This is a genomic window from Mesorhizobium amorphae CCNWGS0123 (assembly GCF_001686985.1).
GTDB lineage: Bacteria > Pseudomonadota > Alphaproteobacteria > Rhizobiales > Rhizobiaceae > Mesorhizobium > Mesorhizobium amorphae.
Genome location: NZ_CP015318.1, coordinates 1077027 through 1095498 on the forward strand (window position 1 = coordinate 1077027; position 18472 = coordinate 1095498).

At 65.1% G+C, this 18472-nt stretch carries 18 protein-coding genes; 9 read left to right on the forward strand and 9 right to left on the reverse strand.

The window, feature by feature from the left end; genetic code table 11:
• Positions 1–56: 56 nt before the first annotated feature.
• The 6 genes from iolE to phnN all read left to right on the forward strand — a co-directional run bounded on the left by iolE (position 57) and on the right by phnN (position 4729).
• The gene (gene iolE / locus A6B35_RS05210; protein WP_006201314.1) at positions 57–974 is read left to right on the forward strand and encodes a myo-inosose-2 dehydratase; all 918 of its coding nucleotides are present in this window, start codon (positions 57–59) and stop codon (positions 972–974) included.
• Between the two features lie 64 nt (positions 975–1038).
• Positions 1039–1257, forward strand: a complete 219-nt coding sequence (locus A6B35_RS05215; RefSeq protein WP_006201315.1) for a DUF3329 domain-containing protein — start codon at positions 1039–1041, stop codon at positions 1255–1257.
• A 5-nt stretch (positions 1258–1262) separates the two neighbouring features.
• Positions 1263–2075, forward strand: a complete 813-nt coding sequence (gene iolB / locus A6B35_RS05220) for a 5-deoxy-glucuronate isomerase (protein WP_006201316.1) — start codon at positions 1263–1265, stop codon at positions 2073–2075.
• 149 nt (positions 2076–2224) lie between these two features.
• Positions 2225–2932: a DUF1045 domain-containing protein gene (locus A6B35_RS05225; RefSeq protein ID WP_006201318.1), complete on the forward strand. Its 708-nt coding sequence runs from the start codon at positions 2225–2227 to the stop codon at positions 2930–2932.
• A gap of 31 nt (positions 2933–2963) precedes the next feature.
• Complete coding sequence (locus A6B35_RS05230) at positions 2964–4103, forward strand: alpha-D-ribose 1-methylphosphonate 5-triphosphate diphosphatase (protein ID WP_006201319.1); 1140 nt, start codon at positions 2964–2966, stop codon at positions 4101–4103.
• Positions 4100–4729 (forward strand): phosphonate metabolism protein/1,5-bisphosphokinase (PRPP-forming) PhnN, encoded by a 630-nt coding sequence (phnN, locus tag A6B35_RS05235; protein WP_006201320.1) that lies wholly within the window; start codon positions 4100–4102, stop codon positions 4727–4729. The genes A6B35_RS05230 and phnN overlap by 4 nt, the downstream gene beginning before the upstream one ends.
• 163 nt (positions 4730–4892) lie before the next feature.
• On the opposite strand, the gene A6B35_RS05240 is transcribed toward phnN, so the two are convergent.
• From A6B35_RS05240 to A6B35_RS05250, 3 genes are all read right to left on the reverse strand, one after another.
• A complete protein-coding gene (locus A6B35_RS05240) occupies positions 4893–5888 on the reverse strand; it encodes an ABC transporter permease (RefSeq protein ID WP_065518153.1) in 996 nt (331 codons plus the stop codon).
• Between the two features lie 74 nt (positions 5889–5962).
• Positions 5963–7507, reverse strand: a complete 1545-nt coding sequence (locus tag A6B35_RS05245; RefSeq protein WP_050900721.1) for a sugar ABC transporter ATP-binding protein — start codon at positions 7505–7507, stop codon at positions 5963–5965.
• 137 nt (positions 7508–7644) lie between these two features.
• Entirely contained in the window at positions 7645–8607 is a 963-nt protein-coding gene (locus A6B35_RS05250) for a sugar-binding protein (RefSeq protein WP_006201323.1), read from the reverse strand.
• Positions 8608–9219: 612 nt separating this feature from the next.
• On the opposite strand from A6B35_RS05250, the gene A6B35_RS05255 reads away from it, so the two are divergent.
• Positions 9220–10356 carry a LacI family DNA-binding transcriptional regulator gene (locus A6B35_RS05255; RefSeq protein WP_006201324.1) on the forward strand — a complete coding sequence of 379 codons (1137 nt, stop codon included), beginning with the start codon at positions 9220–9222 and terminating at the stop codon, positions 10354–10356.
• A gap of 44 nt (positions 10357–10400) precedes the next feature.
• Here the strand turns inward: A6B35_RS05255 and A6B35_RS05260 are convergent, their stop codons facing one another.
• The 4 genes from A6B35_RS05260 to A6B35_RS05275 all read right to left on the reverse strand — a co-directional run bounded on the left by A6B35_RS05260 (position 10401) and on the right by A6B35_RS05275 (position 14583).
• Positions 10401–11156 carry an ATP-binding cassette domain-containing protein gene (locus A6B35_RS05260; protein ID WP_006201325.1) on the reverse strand — a complete coding sequence of 252 codons (756 nt, stop codon included), beginning with the start codon at positions 11154–11156 and terminating at the stop codon, positions 10401–10403.
• Complete coding sequence (locus A6B35_RS05265) at positions 11149–12204, reverse strand: ABC transporter permease subunit (protein ID WP_065518154.1); 1056 nt, start codon at positions 12202–12204, stop codon at positions 11149–11151. Before A6B35_RS05265 ends, A6B35_RS05260 begins: the two co-directional genes overlap by 8 nt.
• A gap of 93 nt (positions 12205–12297) precedes the next feature.
• Positions 12298–13278: an ABC transporter substrate-binding protein gene (locus tag A6B35_RS05270; RefSeq protein ID WP_006204515.1), complete on the reverse strand. Its 981-nt coding sequence runs from the start codon at positions 13276–13278 to the stop codon at positions 12298–12300.
• A 399-nt stretch (positions 13279–13677) separates the two neighbouring features.
• Positions 13678–14583, reverse strand: coding sequence for a sugar-binding transcriptional regulator (locus A6B35_RS05275; protein WP_006204516.1), 906 nt, complete (start codon positions 14581–14583; stop codon positions 13678–13680).
• Positions 14584–14756: 173 nt separating this feature from the next.
• On the opposite strand from A6B35_RS05275, the gene A6B35_RS05280 reads away from it, so the two are divergent.
• Both A6B35_RS05280 and A6B35_RS05285 read left to right on the forward strand, forming a co-directional pair.
• Positions 14757–15662: a tagatose-bisphosphate aldolase gene (locus A6B35_RS05280; protein ID WP_006204517.1), complete on the forward strand. Its 906-nt coding sequence runs from the start codon at positions 14757–14759 to the stop codon at positions 15660–15662.
• Between the two features lie 244 nt (positions 15663–15906).
• On the forward strand, positions 15907–17421 hold the full coding sequence (locus tag A6B35_RS05285; RefSeq protein ID WP_100084821.1) for an ROK family protein: 1515 nt from the start codon (positions 15907–15909) through the stop codon (positions 17419–17421).
• 55 nt (positions 17422–17476) lie between these two features.
• Here the strand turns inward: A6B35_RS05285 and A6B35_RS05290 are convergent, their stop codons facing one another.
• Both A6B35_RS05290 and A6B35_RS05295 read right to left on the reverse strand, forming a co-directional pair.
• Positions 17477–17827 (reverse strand): hypothetical protein, encoded by a 351-nt coding sequence (locus A6B35_RS05290; RefSeq protein WP_006204519.1) that lies wholly within the window; start codon positions 17825–17827, stop codon positions 17477–17479.
• Between the two features lie 201 nt (positions 17828–18028).
• On the reverse strand, positions 18029–18358 hold the full coding sequence (locus A6B35_RS05295) for a hypothetical protein (protein ID WP_006204520.1): 330 nt from the start codon (positions 18356–18358) through the stop codon (positions 18029–18031).
• Positions 18359–18472 lie beyond the last annotated feature (114 nt).

The window sequence follows — 18472 nt, forward strand, 5'->3', positions numbered from 1 at the left end:
GCCCGCCGTTCAAAGACCCTGGGCTGCCAGAAACGATCTGACACTGGAGTGACGACTTGAAAGCCAAACTGGGCATGTCCCCCATCGCATGGTGGAACGACGATCTTGCTGAACTCAGCGATGACGTGTCGCTGGAGGAGTGCCTGGCGCAGTCGCGCTCGGCTGGGTTCACCGGCATGGAGATGGGCCGCCGCTTCCCCAACGACCCCAAGGTGATGCTGCCGATCCTGAAGGAAGCCGACGTCACGCTGTGCGGCGGCTGGTTCTCCGGCACCCTGGTCGATGAGGAGATGGCGAGGAACAAGGATCGCATCCAGCCGATGATCGATCTGTTCAAGGCGGTGAACGCGCCTTGCATCGTCTATGGCGAGGTCGGCCGTTCCATCCAGGGCGACCGCTCCAAGCCTTTAGCCACCAAGCCAAAACTTTCCGGCGACGAGATGAAGGCCTACGCTAGGCGGCTGACCGAATTCGGCGAATGGTGTGCCGAGCAAGGCATGCCGCTGTCCTATCACCACCACATGGCGGCGGTCGTCGAGACCGAGCCGGAACTCGACGCCTTCATGCGCCATTCCGGCGAAGGCATTCCGCTGCTGCTCGATGCCGGCCATCTGGCCTTCGCCGGCGGCGATGTCCTGCGCGCCATCGACAACCACCACAAGCGCATCAACCATGTCCACGTGAAGGACGTGCGCATGGGGGTGATCGACAGCCTCGACCGCACCAGGCAATCCTTCCTCGATGCCGTGGCGCTCGGCGCCTTCACCGTGCCGGGCGACGGCTCGCTGGATTTCGGTGCCATCGTGCAGAGGCTGGCGGATCATGGCTATGAGGGCTGGTTCGTCGTCGAGGCCGAGCAGGATCCGAAGAAGAATCCGCCGCTCAAAATGGCTGAGGTCGGCTACAAGGAGCTGATGCGGGTGATGACGGCTTCCGGGTACACGGTCGAGACGCAAGGCTTCCCCAACGCATGAACGCTGGATTTGCTGTGACCAGCGGCCTATCTGAGGTCCGGTTGGTGAAATCCGGATTGGCCCGATGAAAGATAGTGAGCACCCGTTCTTCCGGCCGCTGTGGCGGCGCGTTGCCATCGTCGCGGTCTGCCTGATCTGGTCGGCAATCGAGTTCGCCTCCGGCACACCTTTCTGGGGCGTGATCGCGCTCGGTTTCGCCGGCTACGCCGTCTGGCAGTTCTTCTACCTCTACAAGCCGGCCGAAGAGGGCAAGGCACCGACCGAGCCCGAACCGAAGGAGTAACCCAGATGTCGAAGCTGCTCGTCAAAGCCAACAAGGGCCATGGCCGCGTCGCCCATGTGACGCCGAAAAGTGCCGGCTGGACCTATGTCGGTTTCGATCTGCATCGGCTGAAGCCCGGTGAAAGCGCGTCCGGTGAAACCAAAGATCGCGAAGTCTGCCTGGTCTTCGTCACCGGCAAGGGCAAGGCGAGCACCGGCGGCAAGGATCTTGGCCTGCTCGGCGAGCGCATGTCGCCTTTTGAAGGCAAGCCTTGGTCAGTCTATCTGCCCGAGGGTTCCGACTGGTCGGTGACCGCCGACACCGATCTCGAGCTTGCCGTCTGTTCGGCGCCGGGGCTTGGCGGCGGCCTGCCGGTGCGCGTCATCGCGCCCGACGATCTCGGCCAGGAAACCCGCGGCAAGGGCACCAACACCCGCTACGTCACCAACATCCTGCCAGAAGGCAAGCCGGCCGATTCGCTGCTGGTGGTCGAGGTGATCACGCCCGGCGGCCACACTTCGAGCTACCCCCCGCACAAGCACGACCAGGACAATCTGCCGGCCGAGTCCTATCTCGAGGAAACCTACTATCACCGCCTCAACCCACCGCAGGGTTTTGCCTTCCAGCGCGTCTACACCGATGCCGACGCAGACGGCGGGCGCGCGCTGGACGAGGCGATGGCGATCGAGGATGGCGATGTCGTGCTGGTGCCCAAGGGCTATCACCCCTGTGCGGCCTGTCACGGCTACGACCTTTATTATCTCAATGTCATGGCCGGGCCGAAGCGCACCTGGAAGTTCCACAATGCGCCAGAGCACGAATGGTTGATGAAGGCCTGATCGATCGGCCTTCGGCTGAAGCTGTTGGTCCAGCACGGAAAAATCGTCGGCTAATGACTTGCCGGCTCGATTTGCCATCGAAAACCCCCAAAAGCTTCGTCAATCCGTCATGCAAATCGCCTATGGCAGCGGTCTGACGAGGACTTTCTATGCGCTATGCCATCTACTTCACCCCAAGGCAGGACGAGCCGCTGGCGCGGATCGCCGCCAATTGGCTTGGCCGCGACCCGTTCGGCGCGGCGACCCGGCCGGTCGAGGCTGTCGGTGAATTGTCGGCGGCGGAAGTCGCCTTCCACACCGCCTCGGCGCGGCGCTACGGCTTCCATGCGACGCTGAAGGCGCCCTTCCGGCTGGCGCCCAACGAGACGGAAGCCTCGCTGCGCGCGGCACTCGACAGCTTCGCCGAAGCGACCATGCCGGTCACCATTCCACGCCTCGTCGTCGGTCAGATCGACGGCTTCTTCGCGCTCGTCCAGGAAGCCCCGCTGCCGGCGCTCAACCGTTTTGCCGATGACGTCGTGCTCGCCTTCGACCGCTTCCGCGCGCCGCTGACCGAGGCGGAAATCGAACGCCGCAGCCCCGATTCGCTGAAGCCTGCCGAATTCCGCAACCTCTGCCAGTGGGGCTACCCTTACGTGTTCGAGACCTTTCGCTTCCACATGACGCTGTCCGGCCGCGCCGCGTCACAGGAAAGCCCTCGTCTGCGCGCAGCAATAGACAGCCTGTTCGCGGAGGTGCTGCTGCGGCCGGTGCCGGTGGATGCGCTGACGCTGTTTGTCGAAACCGAACCGGGCGCCCCGTTCATGGTGCTTTCCCATCACGCGCTCGGACGTCGCCCGGCCAGAAAAACTGCCTAGTTCGCTAGCTTGAGATCAAGGACTGCCTGAAATGACCGCCGAGACCGTTCTCACCAACGCCCGCATCGTGCTTGCCGACGAGATCGTCGAAGGCTCGCTCGTGCTGCGCGACGGCCTGATTGCCGCCATCGATCCCGGCGCCGCCCGCACCGGCGAGGACATGGGTGGCGACTACGTCATCCCCGGCCTGGTCGAATTGCACACCGACCATCTCGAAGGCCACTACGCGCCGCGGCCGAAGGTACGCTGGAACCCGATCGCCGCCGTGCTTGCCCATGACGCGCAGGTGGCGACCGCCGGCATCACCACCGTGCTCGACGCCTTGCGCGTCGGCATGGACGAGGATGCCGACCTGACCTCCGCCGACATCCGCAAGCTCGCCGACGCGATCGAGGACAGCGTCGAGCAGGACCGGCTTCGCGCCGATCACTTCATCCATCTGCGCTGCGAGGTTTCGGCACCCGATTGCCTGAGGGCCTTCGCCAATTTCGAAACCGATGAAAGGGTGAAGCTGGCTTCGCTGATGGATCATGCGCCGGGACAGCGCCAGTTCGTCAATCTCGAGACCTATGCCTATTATTACCAGCGCAAGCTGAAGCTGACGGATCGCGCCTTTCAGAAGTTCTGCGAGAAGCGCATGGCGGAATCGGCCATGAACTCCGGTCCCAACCGCGTCTTCATCGCCGCCGCCTGCCATGAGCGCGGCATCGTGCTGGCGAGCCACGACGACGCCACCTCGGGCCATGTCGAGGAGGCGATCGAGCAGGGCGTGCGCGTCGCCGAATTCCCGACCACCGAGGAAGCGGCACGGGCCTCGAAGGCCGCCGGGCTCGGCGTGCTGATGGGCGCGCCCAACGTCATGCGCGGCGCCTCGCATTCCGGCAACGTCTCGGCCCGGACGCTTGCCGGCGACGGCCTGCTCGACATCCTGTCGTCGGATTACATTCCTTTCAGCCTGATCCAGTCGGCTTTCTTCCTCGGCGATGTCGTCGAGGGCATTTCGCTGCCGCAGGCGGTGGCCATGGTGTCGAAGAATCCGGCCGAGGCGGTCGGCCTCAGCGATCGCGGCGTCATCGAACAGGGCCGGCGCGCCGACCTCGTACGCGTGCGCGTCGACGACCATGTGCCGGTCGTCCGCACCGTCTGGCGCCAGGGGCGCCGGGTCGCATGATGGTCTCGGCGCTGATCGAACGCGAACTGTCCACCGACACCTTTCCGATCCGCCACGGCGTCTTCGTCGCCGTGGTCGGGCCGAGCGGCGCCGGCAAGGACACGGTGATCGGCTATGCCAAGGCGCGTTTCGCCGACGAGAGCCGGCTGGAATTCGTGCGCCGGGTCATCACAAGGCCGAGCGATGCGGCGAGCGAGGACCACGACACGCTGGCCGACGCCGCCTTCGCCGAAGCCGAGGCCGACGGTGCCTTCGCCATAGCCTGGGAGGCACATGGCCTGCGCTATGGCATTCCGGCCGATGTCGACTGGTCGGTCGCCAACGGCCAGGTCGCCGTCGCCAACGTCTCGCGTTCCATCATTCCGGCGCTGCGCGATCGCTACGCAAACCTGGCCGTCGTCGAGATCACCGCCACGCCGGAAATCCTCGCCGAGCGGCTGGCCATGCGCGGCCGCGAATCGCGCGGCGAGGTGCTGGCCCGCCTGGCGCGCAGCACGTCCGTCGCGCTGTCCGGCCCCGATGTCACCTCGATCGACAACAGCGGCACCCGCGAGATCGCCGGCGAGCGCTTCGCCGAAGTGCTGCGCAAGGCGATGGCTTTCTCCGACCTGTCGAGCATGATCTAGGATGTGCTGATATTCAGGTGATGCCGGCCTGCAAACGGCGGTCTCCTGCGCTTCCGGTGCTCACGTACATTGAGTACGCTCCGCTCCGGTTCTCGGAACCCACCATTTTCGGCTCGGCCTGACCTGAATCTCAGCACATCCCAGGGCCGGCTTCGACAAGCAGCTACTCCGCCGGCGCGCCGGCGACGTTCTTGCGCGTGGCGTCGATCATCTGCCGCCGTGCCCGGAACACGCCCCATTGCTGGTCGACCAGCACGCCGATCAGGATCACCCCGCCCATCACCGCGAAATTGAGCGAGGAGGGGATGCCGAGCAGATTGACCAGGTTCTGCAATTCCTGCAGCAGCACCGTGCCGAGGATGACGCCGATCAGCGAGCCTTCGCCGCCGCGTAGCGAGAAGCCGCCGAGCACGGCCGCCGCAATGGCGTAGAGCTCGTAGAACTGGCCGTGGCTGGCCGGCGAGATCGAGCGCGTGTACATGGCGAAATAGATCGCCGACAGCGCCGTCAGCACGCCGCAGATGACGTAGGCCGCCATGACGACGCGCCCCGTGCGGATGCCGGAATATTTCGCCGCTTCCTCGTTCTTGCCGATGGCGTAGAGATAGCGCCCGAACACCGAGCGGTGCAGCACCACCCACATGACGATTGAGATGACGATCAACGCGATGAAGCTGTTCGGCACGCCGTAGCTGCGGCCGGCGGTCAGAAACTCGAGGTCAGGGAAATTCTGGCCGAAGCCGAAGCCCGCCGTGCCGTCGGCGGTGTAGAAGCGCGCTACGCCGCGATAGATCAAGAGGCCGCAGAGCGTCACCACGAAGGGCTGCAGCTTCAGCCGCGTGATCAACCAGCCATGCATGAGGCCGATGACGGCGCCGAGCGCGATGATCAGCACGAAGGCCAGCGGCCAATCCATCCCGCGCACGGCAATGAAGTCGATGAACAGCGTACCGAGCAACGCAACCACCGATCCCACAGACAATTCGATGCCACCGGTGATGATGACGAAGGCCTGGCCGATCGACAGAATCCCGAACAGGCCGATCAGGTTCGAGGTGTTGGCAAGGTTGATCGGCAAGAGGAAGCGCGGATTGATGATCGCTACCACCGTCCCCACCACCAGGATCAGGATCAGCAGGCCGAGATCTTTCTTGCTCATCTTTTTCTCCCCAAAGCAGGTTCCGCAAAAGTGTTCTGCGGTTTTGCGACCGGAACCTGCGGCAAAACAAAACGCTAATTCGGCTTCTTGCCGACCGCGAGCAGCAGCACGTTTTCCTGGCTGAAGTCGTCCTTGTCGAGAATGCCCGAGATCTGGCCCTCATGCATGACGGCGATACGGTCCGAGACGCCGATCACCTCCTCCATGTCGCTGGAGATCATCAGCACAGCGACGCCGGCATCGGCCAGCGCCCGCATCAGCCCGTAGATTTCCGCCTTGGCGCCGATGTCGATGCCGCGCGTCGGTTCGTCGAGGATCATCACCTTCGGATTCATCGCCAGCCACTTGCCCAGCACCACCTTCTGCTGGTTGCCGCCCGATAGCGTGCCGGTGCGCGTCGCCACCGATGGCGCCTTGATGCCGAGATTGCTCTTCTGCTTCTCGGCGGTGGCGACTTCGGCGCTGGCCGAGACCAGTGAGCGCTTCGCATGCGCCGGCAGATTGGGCAGCGAGATGTTCTGCGCGATCGACAGATCGAGCAGGATGCCGGTCAGCTTGCGGTCCTCGGGCACCAGGAAGATGCCGCTGGCCACGGCATCGGCGGCCGAGCCGAGTGCGAGTTCCTTGCCGTCAAGCTTGACGCTGCCGCCGAAGCGTTCGTCGATGCCGAACAGCACGCGCGCCAGCTCGGTGCGGCCGGAGCCGACCAGGCCGGCAAGGCCGAGGATTTCGCCATGCCTGACGTCGAGATCGACCGGCCGGTCGGGATAGGCGCTGGTGCGCACCGCCTTGGCTGAAAGTGCTACGCCGCCCGGCGCGCGCGCCGATTCCGAGGCCTTCTCGCGTTCCTTCAGCATGCGGCCGATCATCAGCTTGACCATCTGGTCGTGGTTGATGGCGCTTTTCGGCAATGTGCCGGCCAGCATGCCGTCCCGCAGCACCACGACGCGGTCGGCGACGCGCTCGACCTCATGCAGCCGGTGCGAGATGAAGATGACGCTGATGCCTTCCGCCTTCAGCGCCTTGATGACATCGAGCAATTTGTCGGTTTCGGCGAGTGGCAGGCTGGATGTCGGCTCATCGAGGATCACCAGCCGCGCCTTGATCGACAGCGCCTTGGCGATCTCGACCATCTGCTGCTGGGCAAGCGACAGCGACGCCACCGGTGCGTCGGCCGAGAAATTGGCGCCGACCCGCTTCAGCAGCGGCGCCACCATGACGCGCAGTTTGGCGCGGTCGACCAGCTTCAGCGGCCCGGCGCGCAGCGGCTCGCGGCCGAAGAAGATGTTGGCGGCAACATCGAGGTTTTCGAACAGATTGAGTTCCTGGTGGACGAAGGCGATGCCGGAGCCGAGGCTGGCCTCGACGGTGAGCCCGTCATGCTCGACGCCGTCGACGGTGATGGTGCCGGTATCAGGCCGGGTCACGCCGCCGAGGATCTTCATCAGCGTCGATTTGCCGGCGCCGTTTTCGCCGACCAGTCCGATCACTTCGCCCGGCCTCACCTCCATCGAGAACCCGTCCAGCGCCACCACGCCGGGATAGGTCTTGCGCACGCTCTCCAGGCTCAGGAACGGAGCGACCGTGGATGCAACGATGGATGTGTCGGAATAGTTCATCACGCCATGATTCATCGCGCCACAGTTCATCGCGCTTGCCAGCAGCCGGTGAGCTACAGACTGACGGGCCCGCGAAGGCCCGTCAATACGAACGCCGGCTCAAGGCAGTCCCCTGAGCCGGCGCAACTGTTTTCGTCTCAGTTCCCGGACATCGCCTTCAGATTGGCGGCGTAGGCGTCGACATCATCCTTGCCGATGATCTTGGTCGGGATGATGATCAGCCCATCGGCCGGAACGCCCGACTTGTCGCCCTTGAGATAGGCGGCCATCAGCTTCATGCCCTGATAAGCCCATTCGAAGGGCTGCTGCACGACGGTCGCCGCCACGGTGCCTTCCTTGACCCCACCCAGCGTGATCGGATCGTCGTCGAAGCCGACGACGGTGATCTGGCCGAGCTTGCCGGCGTCGCGCAGCGCCTCATAGATGCGCGGCGTGTTGTAGGAGTAGAAGCCGACCATGCAGGTGACGTCGGGGCTGGCAACGAGCGCGTCCTCGACATTCTTCTTGGCACGGGCCTGGTCGATATCGTCGCCGCGCACGTCGATCAGCTCGATCTTGGTGCCGGCGAGCCCGTCCTTCATGCCCTGGATGCGCTCCTTGGCATTGTCGGCGCCGAGCAGGCCGACGAAGCCGAGGCACTTGCCGCCGTTCGGCATCGCCTTCTTGGCGATCTCGGCCGCCTGCTTGCCGGCATCGACGTTCGACGAGCCGATATAGGCGACACGCTTGGTCTGCGGGGCGTCGCTGTCGGTGGTGAACAGCGCCGTTTCGGAAGCGATCTTGTTCAGCCCGTCGGTCGAGGTCTTTGGGTCCACGGCCGACACCATGATCGCCTTGACGCCTGCGGTCACCAGATCGTCCATCAGCCGCTGCTGGATGGCGACCGACGACTGCTCGGGATATTTCAGCTCCAGATTGTAGTCGGGCAGTTCGCCCTGCGCCTTCTTCACGCCGGCTTCCGCCGCCTTCCAGAAGTCGGACGCGCCGTTGACGACGAAGGCCAGCGTCGGCTTGTCGTCGGCACGCGCGATTGCGCTCGCCGACAGGCCGAGAGCCAAGGCCGCGGCGGCGATGGATGCAGTACGGATCACAGATTTCATGTTCAACCTCCCTTTTGAAACTCATCGCTGATGTCTCGGCTGCGGCCCGGACGCCCTCCTCCTCAAGGGTCTGCCAAAGGTCTGACAACTAAAGAACGGCGCCAATCCAGCCGCGACCGAAACACTAGACACTGATTTGTCGTTCGTAAATAGTCCGATTTGTCTGACATTTTCGTGAGAGCGCTACGGCCCCCTTCCGGTAGCAATCCGGACCGGTGGCGCGCCACGCTTCGGGTCTCGTCGCCACCGGTCCCGAACCCCGGATCGGTGACGACGAGTTGACAGTAGAACGCTTACGACTATTAGTAAATAGTATTAGTCGTGACGTTGGGAAGGACGCGCCGCGGGGCGGAGGAGGCTAATGCAGCGGGGGACATCAGGGAGGAACGACGGCGGCAGGCCATGACTGCTGCCGCAGCGAAAAGCTTGAGGAAATCACCGTTTTTCCGGTCCCGGCCAGTTGTTTTCGTCGCCATGCAGCGCTACTGGCACAGAACGCCTCGTGTATGATAATAGTTATAAGTGCGCATCTCCGATCAATGCGCCTGATTGAAACCGCCTTTGCCGCCGATGCCGGCCTAACGAGGCCGGACTTTGGGAAACGATGCCGACATGAGCGAACCGACGGAACTGCGCGATCCCCCGGAGGCCTCCAGGCGTCGCAAGCCGTCCGCCAGAGGTCCCAAGGGTCGCGTCACCATGACCGACATAGCCAGAGCCGCCGGCTGCTCGCAGGCGACGGTGTCCTTCGTGCTCAACAATTCGCCGGGCATCCGGCTGTCGCAGCAGACCCGCGACCGGGTCATCGAGGCGGCGCGGACGCTCGGTTATGCCGCGCCGGCCTTCTCCGCCTTGCGTCCGCCCGTCACGCCGTTCGAAGGCCTGGACGGCGTCATCGGCTTCGCCGTCGACCAGCTCGCCACCAGCCCCGAAGCGGTGGTCGCCATCGAAGGCGCGCGCCAGGCCTCGTGGAATGCCGGCAATGTGCTCCTGGTGGCGCAGACCATGGGCGACGCCGTCATGGAGCCGAGGGCGATCCAGGCGCTGACCAGGCGCGGCATCTCGGCGCTCATCTACATGACCATCTTCACCCGCGAGATCACCGCGCCGGACTTCCTCTACAGCCTCGACATCCCGGTCATCCTGCTCAACTGCTATACGGCCGACTATGCCTTCCCCGCCGTGGTGCCCTCCGAGATCGCCGGCGGCCAGAGCTCGACCCGCCATCTGATCGGCCATGGCCACCGCCGCATCGCCACCATCACTGGCGAGCCTTGGATGCAGGCCGCTCAGGACCGGCTGAAGGGCTACCGCCGCGCGCTGGCGACGGCCGACATTCCTTTCGATCCGGAACTGGTGGTCGAGGGCGACTGGTCGGCCAGTGCCGGCTATGCCGCGACCGTCAAGCTGCTGGCGTTGAAAGACCGCCCGACCGCCATCTTCTGCCAGAACGACCGCACGGCCATCGGCTGCTACGAGGCGCTGAAGGAGGCCGGCCTGCACATCCCGCAGGATATTTCCGTGGTCGGCTACGACGACGAGGAGATCGCCCGCCACCTCTTCCCGCCGCTGACGACATCGATCCTGCCGCATATGGCGATGGGCCAATGGGCGATCGAGCAGCTGGAGACGCCGCCGACCCCGGGCCGCGGGCGCTATCCCATCACCAAGCTCGAATGCCCGCTGGTGGAGCGGGAGTCGGTGGCGGTTGCGGCGTCACAAGAGCCGCGAGCGATGACGGCCGGCTGATAGCCTGCCGCACCGGTTCCCGGCCGCCGCCAGACCTGCGCGCCCTACCCGCCAACCATCAGCTTGACGACTTCGTCGTGGTTGGTCTCCGAGATCTTGCGCTCGCCGGCCTGGACGCCGCGCCTGAGCACGACGATGCGGTCGGAGACGGCAAAAATGTCCTGCAGATTGTGCGAGATGAAGATCACGCCGCGGCCTTGTGCCTTGAGCTGGTGGATCAGCGAAATCACCTTGCGCTGTTCGGGCACGCCGAGGGCGGCGGTCGGTTCGTCCATGATCAGGATCTGCGCGTCCCAATAGACGGCGCGGCCGATGGCGACGGCCTGGCGTTGGCCGCCGGAGAAATTGCTGACCGGGGCATCGAGCCGGCTGACATGGAAATCCAGCCGCCCCATCGTCTGCTTGGCGGCCACCGCCATGGCCTTGCGGTCGAGCACCGGCAGGAAGCCGAAGGCTTTGCGCATCGGTTCTCGGCCAAGGAAGATGTTGGCGCCGATCGACAGATTGTCGGCCAGGGCGAGGTCCTGGTAGATGGTCTCGATGCCTTTCTCGCGCGCCTCCTGCGGCGTCGAAAAGCTCACCGGCTGACCCCTGAGCAGAATCTCGCCGCCGGTCGGCTGGAAGACGCCCGATATCGCCTTGATCAGCGTCGTCTTGCCGGCGCCGTTGTCGCCGGCCAGCGCCACCACTTCTCCCGGCCGCACGACCATGGAGAAATCGTTGAGCGCGCGCACCGCTCCAAAATGCTTGGAAAGGTTGCGGACTTCCAACAGCGGGGCTGTCTGTTCCTGACTATTCATCCTGGCGAGCTCCACTGAACCGGCGCTGCGCCTGGTCGATGAGGACGGAAATGATGATGACGAGGCCGACGGCGATGAACTGCCAGAACGGCTCGACATTGACGAAGACCAGCCCGTACTGGATGACCGCGATCACCAGGGCGCCGGCGACGGTGCCGAAGATGGTGCCGGAGCCGCCGAACAGGCTGGCGCCGCCGATGACGACGGCCGCGACGCTGTCGAGCAGCAAGGGTTCGCCGGCCTGGGCAGCGCCCGCGGTGAAGCGCGCCGCATAGAGCGCGCCGCCGAGGCCGGCGCACATCGCCGAAAGTACATAGAGGCGCAATATGTGCCCCTTGATGTCGATGCCGGCACGGCTCGCCGCCTGCACATTGGCGCCGATGGCGTAATTGTGCTGGCCGAACCGTGTCTGGCTCAGGATGTAATGCATCACCACGACGAAGACGGCGGTGATCATGACAAGATAGGGCACGCCGTGGAACTTGCCGTTGCCGAGCAGCGCGAACCAGGAATTCTGCACCGGCACCGTCGTGCCGCCGGCAAGAAGATAGGCAGCACCGCGCGCCACGCCGAACATGCCAAGCGTGCCGATGAAGGGCGGAATTCTCAGCCGCGAGATCAAAAGGCCGTTGATGACACCGGGCACGCCGGCAACGATGACGGCGGCGAGAATGCCGGCCAGCATGGCCAGTGGCAGCGGGATAGCGGCTCCCGCCATGTTGGTGGCATGGGCGGCGACGACGGCCGCAAGGCCCATGATGAAGCCGAGCGAGAGGTCGATGCCGCCCGAAATGATGACGAAGGTCTGGCCGGTCGCCAGCAGCAGCGGCGCCACGGCAAAGATCGCGATGGACTGCACGTTGAACGGGTTGAGCACGAAGGTGGCGCCGAAGGCGAGTCGCGACCAGACCTCGAAACAGATGATCAGGCCGGCGAGGAACAGCCAGGCACGCCCATCGGCGATACGTGCGATCCAGGTCCTGGCAGGATCACCGTGGTCCGCCTGGGGGGCAACATGCGTTCCACCGCTTGATGATGTTGAGGTCATGAATGGATCCGATCCGCGGCGCGGCCTTCAAATAGGTCCGGGAACATCCCGGCCTCCTCCCGGCGAAGCGCAAGGAGGCCGGGCCGGTTGAGCTCACTCGGAGTAGAGATACTTCGAGATGTTCGGGTCGGCGATGTTGGACTTGTCCATGATCGTGAAGCCGGTGCCGATCGCAACCGGGACCGACTGGCCGGTCAGATGGGCATAGGCTGAGACGACGCCAAAGTAGCCGATCTCGGCGGGATGCTGGGCAATCGCAACGTCGACCAGGCCGGTGTTGATGTTGTCGACGATGCTGGTCGGCGCATCGAACGCCACGACCTTGACGGTGCCGGTTTGCCCAGCCTGCTGGACGCCATTCGCCGCGCCAAGCGCGGAGAACAGGTTGGCGCCGAACACGCCAACGAGGTCGGGATTGCGCGCGAACACGGCCTGCAGCTGCGAGGCGGCCTTATTGGCGTCGTTGTCGTTGAACTGCGTTTCGAGAACGGTGATGCCGGGATGGTTGGCCGCCATCTCTTTCTTGAAGCCCTCTTCACGCTGGTCGGTGGTCGAGATGCCGGGCTTCACGTTTGAAACGTAGACCTTGCCCTTGTCGCCGATGGCCTTGGCCAGTGCCCGCGCGGCGATCTCGCCGCCGAGGACGTTGTCCGACGCGATGTAGGACAGCGGGAAATCCGCATCGCCGGCGCCGGTCTGGTAGACGCCGCTGCCGATGAAAGTGTCGACAGTGATCACCGGGATGCCGGCATCGCTGGCCTTGCGCAGCGGCTCGACCAATTGGACCTTGTCGGTCGGCGCGATCAGGATCGCGTCCGGCTTCTTGGCGATGACCGCGTCAAGCACGGGCACCTGCGTCACCGGGTTGAAGTCCGGCGCGCCCTGGAAGACCAGGTTGACGCCGAGCGCATCGGCCGCCGCCTGGGCGCCCTTGCGCATGGTGATGTAGAAACCGTCGGTGGTCAGGCCGGGAATGAGCGCGATGGTGTACTTCTTGTCCTGCGCCGACGCAGGCGCGACCAGCGCCGATGCCGAGATGGCGAGCGCCGCGAGCGCGGCAACGATCTTCTTCATGAATTCCTCCTCATGGTGTTGGCAGATATGCTGTGGACAGTGGAATGGTCGTCGATCTCGGATCGTGACCAAGAAACGGATTTCACCTGCCTGGCTGTTGCGGGCGGCTTTCCTCCCAAGCGCCCCTGTCGTCAGTCCAGCCAGTCGAAACCGGCCATTGTGATGTCAGCAGTCTCGTTCCCTGCCTCCGCAAGGTCGACAAAACCGCGCCGCCCGGCACGCATTCGTACCGGGTTCGCAGAGTTGTAACACTTTGCTGAAATAAATTGCAAGCGGCTCTTTGGCGGGCCGAACCGCCGCAGTTTTCAAACCGGACATCACCTGTGCGCTCCGCAGAGCCCCGCCTGGGCGACTATCGCCCCAACCCGTCTACGGCACAACGGGTGATTTTCGCGGGCGCTATCGCGGCAACAGCGCCTCGAGGATGGCCTGCGCCGTCTTGGTGTCGGTGACGAGGGCATTGATCAGCTTGGCACGCGCGGCGCCGATGATGGCCGTCGCTTTTTCCGGCCCGGCGGCGACGCCGATCACCAGCGGAATGGCGCGCAGCTGGGCCGGCGACATGGCGATCATCCGGCTTTCCCCTTCCCAGGAGATGAGCGTGCCATCGGCGTCGAAATAGTGGCGAAGGACGTCTCCGGCCGCCTGGAACAGCGCCTGCTCGCTCAGCGTCGCCGCACTTGCCTCCGGCGGGTTGATGGCGTGCGGCAGGCCGACGCCGACAACCGCCACATCGGTCCGGTCCCAGAGGGCCACGCTGTCGCTGATCGCCGCATCGCCAAGGAAGACATCGCGCAGTTCGGTCGACGGCAGATAGGGCGCATGGATGAAATGCGGCGTCCCGCCGAACTCCTCGGCGGCGAGCCGCACGAACTCGTTGATCTGGAAATGCGCCGCCTGCTGCTGCATCCCGCCAGTGGCGGCGACGGTGAGCACGCCGGGAATGCGCGGCAGGCCGGCGCGGATCACCTCACGGATGGCGCGCCCCCAGCCGATGGCCACAACAGAGCCGGCCGAAAGCTCCGCCTGCCTGAGCAGGCCGCCGAGGGGGGTTGCCAGCGCCGTCAGCACGCCAGCTGCCGGCGTCTCGACGACGGCCGCGTCGCGCAGCCCCAGCCCCTCGATCAGCTGCGCGGTGACAGCTTCGGGCGTGACGATGTCGAGCACCTCGATGCGCACGATCCCCTCCGCCCGCGCCCGCTGCAGCAGGCGCGATATGGTGGCGGTCGAGACCCCCAGCCGCCGCGCGATATCGACCTGCGACATCTCCGCCTCGTAGTGCAGCTTGGCGACCGTATGCAGCATCGTGCGCGACGCGGTCGCATCCTGGATGGGAGGAACAGACAGCTTGCAATTCCTTTCAGCAATGTGTTACAGACCTGCCGACCACCGAGTTATCGCCCAAATTTGGCAAAGCCGCAACTTGGGCTCGCTTCCATATCGCGTCCCGAGGGCGCCAGGATCGGACAAAAAAGACCATGACCAGGATGACCACCGCGGAGCTGCGCGGCTACCAGCAGATATGCGGCAGGGACGGGGCTATGATGGCCATCGCCTGCGACCAGCGCGGCGGCATGCGTACCTTGCTGGCGTCGGATCCGGAGGAGCAGGCCAGGATCACCAACGACATGCTCGGCGACACCAAGGCCGACATCACGCGTTACCTCGCCAGCGAGGCCTCCTGCGTGCTGCTCGACCCGCTCTGCGCGGTGCCGCGTGTCGTCGACGAAGGCGTGCTGAACCGCGACACGGCGCTGCTCATCGGCCTCGACGCATCGGGCTTCGACGTCTCGCCCGACGGCTACCGCCTGTCGCGCCTCGTTCCAGGCATCAACGCCCGCCGCGTGCGCGAACTCGGCGGCACCGGCGGCAAGATCATGGTGTATCTCAGGGCAGACAAGCCCGAGGCGAACGAGCACAACATCGCCATCCTCAGAGAGTGCATCGCCGACTTCGGCCAGGAGGACCTGCTGCTGGTCGTCGAGTTCCTGACCTACCAGCTCGAGGGCGAAAGCGCCGAGGACTACACCGCCAAAATCCCCTCGCTGATCGAAGAGGGTACGCGCATCTCACTGCAGTGCGGGGCCAAGGTGCTCAAGCTTCCCTATCCCGGCACGCCGGATGCCTGCGCCAGGATCACCAGGCTGGCCGGCGACGTGCCATGGGCGGTGCTGTCGGCCGGGGTCAACCATTCGACTTTCCTCGGCCAGGTCGAGATCGCCATGATGAACGGTGCGTCGGGCGTCATTGCCGGCCGCTCGTTGTGGAAGGACTGCATCTCGCTCGACCGTGACGTGCAGCGCGAGAAGCTGAAAACCATCGCGGTGTCGCGGTTACGCGAGATCCAGGCGGTGATTGGCAATTACCGGCGCAAAGCCGCCTAGGGCATGCTGATCTTCAGGTGAGGCCGGCCTGCAAACGATGGCTTCCTGCGCTTCCGGTGTTCACGTACTTAAAGTACGCTCCGCTCCGGTTCTCGGAAACCACCTTGTTTGGTCGCTTCGCGCCCGTCTTCGACTCCGGCTCGGCCTGACCTGAATCTCAACATGCCTTGGAGCGCTCTGTGGTCAAAATAGCCGGAGCGCTTTTTTCCACCGGGCTATCTGCGCCAGACAAGCACGAGAAATCATGCGACAGAAATCGATGGCCATAGGGATCGATATCGGCGGCACCAATCTGCGTGCCGCCCGCATCTCCGCCACGGGTGAAATCCTCAAGCGTATCTCCGAGAAAAGCGCGCCCGACCCGGAGCTCGTGCTCGGCCGCATCGCCGACATGGTGCACCAGCTCGATACTCCGGAAGTAGCGGCGATCGGCATCGGCGTTCCCGGCCGCGTCGATGCGCGGCGCGGCACTGTGCTCTCCGGCGGCTATGTCGACCTCGCCTCGGTCGCCCTGGCGCAGCGGCTGGAAAGCATGGCGGGCAAGCCCGTTATCATCGACAATGACTGCAACATGGCTCTGACAGCCGAAATGGCCCGGGGCGCTGCCGTCGGCCACGACAACATCGTCATGTTCACCATCGGCACCGGCATCGGCGGCGCGGTCGCCGAAGCGAGGCGCATCGTGCGCGGCAAGGCAACCGCGGGACAGCTCGGCCACATCGCCGTCGACCTCAACGGCGAGATCTGCAAATGCGGTCGCCGCGGCTGCGTCGAAACCACCAGCTCGGGCACGGCGCTTGGCCGCCACATTATAAGAGCTGGTCTCGGCCCGGAGATCACGGTCGACCAGCTCTTTGCCCGCGACGCCGCCGGCGATGCGCTGACACGCGGCATACTGGACGCCTGGGCAAGGCCGCTGCGCGCCGCGATCGACACGGCGGTCGCCATGTTCAATCCGGACCTTGTGCTGCTCGGCGGCGGACTGGGCGGCGCGGCGCACAGGGCGCTCGCCAATGCGCCGGCTCTCGCGCCCTGGTACCAGGCTCCGGTGCAGCCGGCCCTGCTCGGCGACGATGCTGGCGTCATCGGCGCCGGCCTGCAGGCGCTTGCGGCCGAGGGCGCTGACACAGCGACCACGGGCGCGCGCCGAGTCATGACACCGGCCAAGACGGCACCTGCTCCAGCTTCACCCCTCTCCGTGCCCTCGGCTCGGCGTGCCGTGCCTAACCGGCGCGCCGTGCTCGTCAATGGCATCCCCGCCTCAGGCAAAAGCACGGTCTCGCGCGGCATCGCCGAGCGCATGGGCTGGCCGCTGCTGGGGCTGGACACGATCAAGAACCCGTTTTTGGAAGTGCTCGGTGGCGGCGACCGCGAGTTCAACCGCACGCTCGGCCGCGCCAGCTACCAGGCAATCTGGTCGCTCGTCGGCGAAGCCCCGGCCGGCAGCATTTTTGTCGTCGACGCCTGGTTCGGCTTCCAGCCGCGCCAGCTGCTCGAGGATCATCTGAAGCGGGCCGGCGTCGTTGAGACCGCCGAGATCTGGTGTCATGCGCCGGGTGATATCCTGGCCGAACGCTATCGCGCCCGCCTCGACCAGCGCCTCCCCGGCCATCCGGGTGCCGCCTACATCCCCGAACTGATCGAGCTCGCCAAACGTGCCGAGCCGCTGCGCCGCGGCCCGCTCTTCGACGTCGACACGACGCAGCCCATCGCCTTCGACGCCCTCACGGCATGGCTGCGCACGACGCTTCCGTCGTAGGCTGCACGGGGGGACTGTTGAGATTCAGGCCAGGCCGGCTGAATACCAACAGATACTAGAACCAGCGCTCCCGGCGCGGCTCGCTGGCGCCAAGCGCGAGACCCAGCAGAAGGCCCGCCGCTCCGCCCAGAATGAAGGCGGACGACACCGTGCCCGGATTGTCGTGAACGACACCCGACACCGACTGCGCCCTGCTGCGCAGCGCCTGCGCGGTGCGGGAGGCGCGCTCGGTGGCACTGTCATACCAGCCATTGGCCTCCTCGACCGCCTCTTCGGCCCGCTCGGCCAGCGTCCGGTTGATCTTGCCGATCTCGCGCTTCAGCTGCGCGACCTGCTTTTCCAGGGCTTCCTGGGCTTCGCGCTGCGTCATCCTCGGCGCCGTGGTTTCGTTCGGGTCGTCGGCCATTGTTGTCTCCTTTGCTGAAGGGCTTCTAGGGTCAACGGCGAGCCGCGGCGCAAGGTTCCCAACTGACAGGCAACCCCTCTGGGACTTGGCCCAGCCTCGACCGGAGGTTTCAACCCAGCCGGTTGCTGGAGCATGATCCCGAAAAGATCATGCTCCAGCACTGGGAGAGAGTCCCATCGCGATCAAATCGGGATGGGAGATCTAGAACTCGTAGAAGACCCAGACACGCCGGCGATAGCACCGCCTGCGATAGCGGCCATAGCGCCAATAGCGGCGGCAGATCCGTCTCCAGCCGCGACGCCTGCGGCGGCGATAATGGCGGCGATGCCAGCGGCGATGATAGACAGGCTCCAGATCCGCCTGCGTGCCATCGTCGCCGAAAGGCTCCGTATCCGGCGCGTCGAGCTCATCGAGAATGCCGGGCCCGACATTCGGAACCCCGGCCACCGCATTGAGTGGTCGAACCGTGCTGGCAAGGGCCGCCGCCCCCGCAACGCCGAACATTGCCGTCAAGAATGATCGCCGATCCATCAAAACCTCCCGATCTCCAACCAGCGAAAACAAGGCTAGCAAAGGGGAAATAGCGCGCTGGAGGCGAAAGCCTAGGGGGCGGGCTTGGAGGACGGATTGGCGAGGCTGGCGGGA

Excerpts from the sequence above, each read along its gene's own strand:
- A6B35_RS05215 (WP_006201315.1), top strand. The coding sequence starts at position 1,039 with ATGAAAGATAGTGAGCACCCGTTCTTCCGGCCGCTGTGGCGGCGCGTT.
- iolB (WP_006201316.1), top strand. The coding sequence starts at position 1,263 with ATGTCGAAGCTGCTCGTCAAAGCCAACAAGGGCCATGGCCGCGTCGCC.
- A6B35_RS05225 (WP_006201318.1), top strand. The coding sequence starts at position 2,225 with ATGCGCTATGCCATCTACTTCACCCCAAGGCAGGACGAGCCGCTGGCG.
- A6B35_RS05230 (WP_006201319.1), top strand. The coding sequence starts at position 2,964 with ATGACCGCCGAGACCGTTCTCACCAACGCCCGCATCGTGCTTGCCGAC.
- phnN (WP_006201320.1), top strand. The coding sequence starts at position 4,100 with ATGATGGTCTCGGCGCTGATCGAACGCGAACTGTCCACCGACACCTTT.
- A6B35_RS05240 (WP_065518153.1), bottom strand. The coding sequence starts at position 5,888 with ATGAGCAAGAAAGATCTCGGCCTGCTGATCCTGATCCTGGTGGTGGGG.
- A6B35_RS05245 (WP_050900721.1), bottom strand. The coding sequence starts at position 7,507 with ATGAACTATTCCGACACATCCATCGTTGCATCCACGGTCGCTCCGTTC.
- A6B35_RS05250 (WP_006201323.1), bottom strand. The coding sequence starts at position 8,607 with ATGAAATCTGTGATCCGTACTGCATCCATCGCCGCCGCGGCCTTGGCT.
- A6B35_RS05255 (WP_006201324.1), top strand. The coding sequence starts at position 9,220 with ATGAGCGAACCGACGGAACTGCGCGATCCCCCGGAGGCCTCCAGGCGT.
- A6B35_RS05260 (WP_006201325.1), bottom strand. The coding sequence starts at position 11,156 with ATGAATAGTCAGGAACAGACAGCCCCGCTGTTGGAAGTCCGCAACCTT.
- A6B35_RS05265 (WP_065518154.1), bottom strand. The coding sequence starts at position 12,204 with ATGACCTCAACATCATCAAGCGGTGGAACGCATGTTGCCCCCCAGGCG.
- A6B35_RS05270 (WP_006204515.1), bottom strand. The coding sequence starts at position 13,278 with ATGAAGAAGATCGTTGCCGCGCTCGCGGCGCTCGCCATCTCGGCATCG.
- A6B35_RS05275 (WP_006204516.1), bottom strand. The coding sequence starts at position 14,583 with ATGCTGCATACGGTCGCCAAGCTGCACTACGAGGCGGAGATGTCGCAG.
- A6B35_RS05280 (WP_006204517.1), top strand. The coding sequence starts at position 14,757 with ATGACCAGGATGACCACCGCGGAGCTGCGCGGCTACCAGCAGATATGC.
- A6B35_RS05285 (WP_100084821.1), top strand. The coding sequence starts at position 15,907 with ATGCGACAGAAATCGATGGCCATAGGGATCGATATCGGCGGCACCAAT.
- A6B35_RS05290 (WP_006204519.1), bottom strand. The coding sequence starts at position 17,827 with ATGGCCGACGACCCGAACGAAACCACGGCGCCGAGGATGACGCAGCGC.
- A6B35_RS05295 (WP_006204520.1), bottom strand. The coding sequence starts at position 18,358 with ATGGATCGGCGATCATTCTTGACGGCAATGTTCGGCGTTGCGGGGGCG.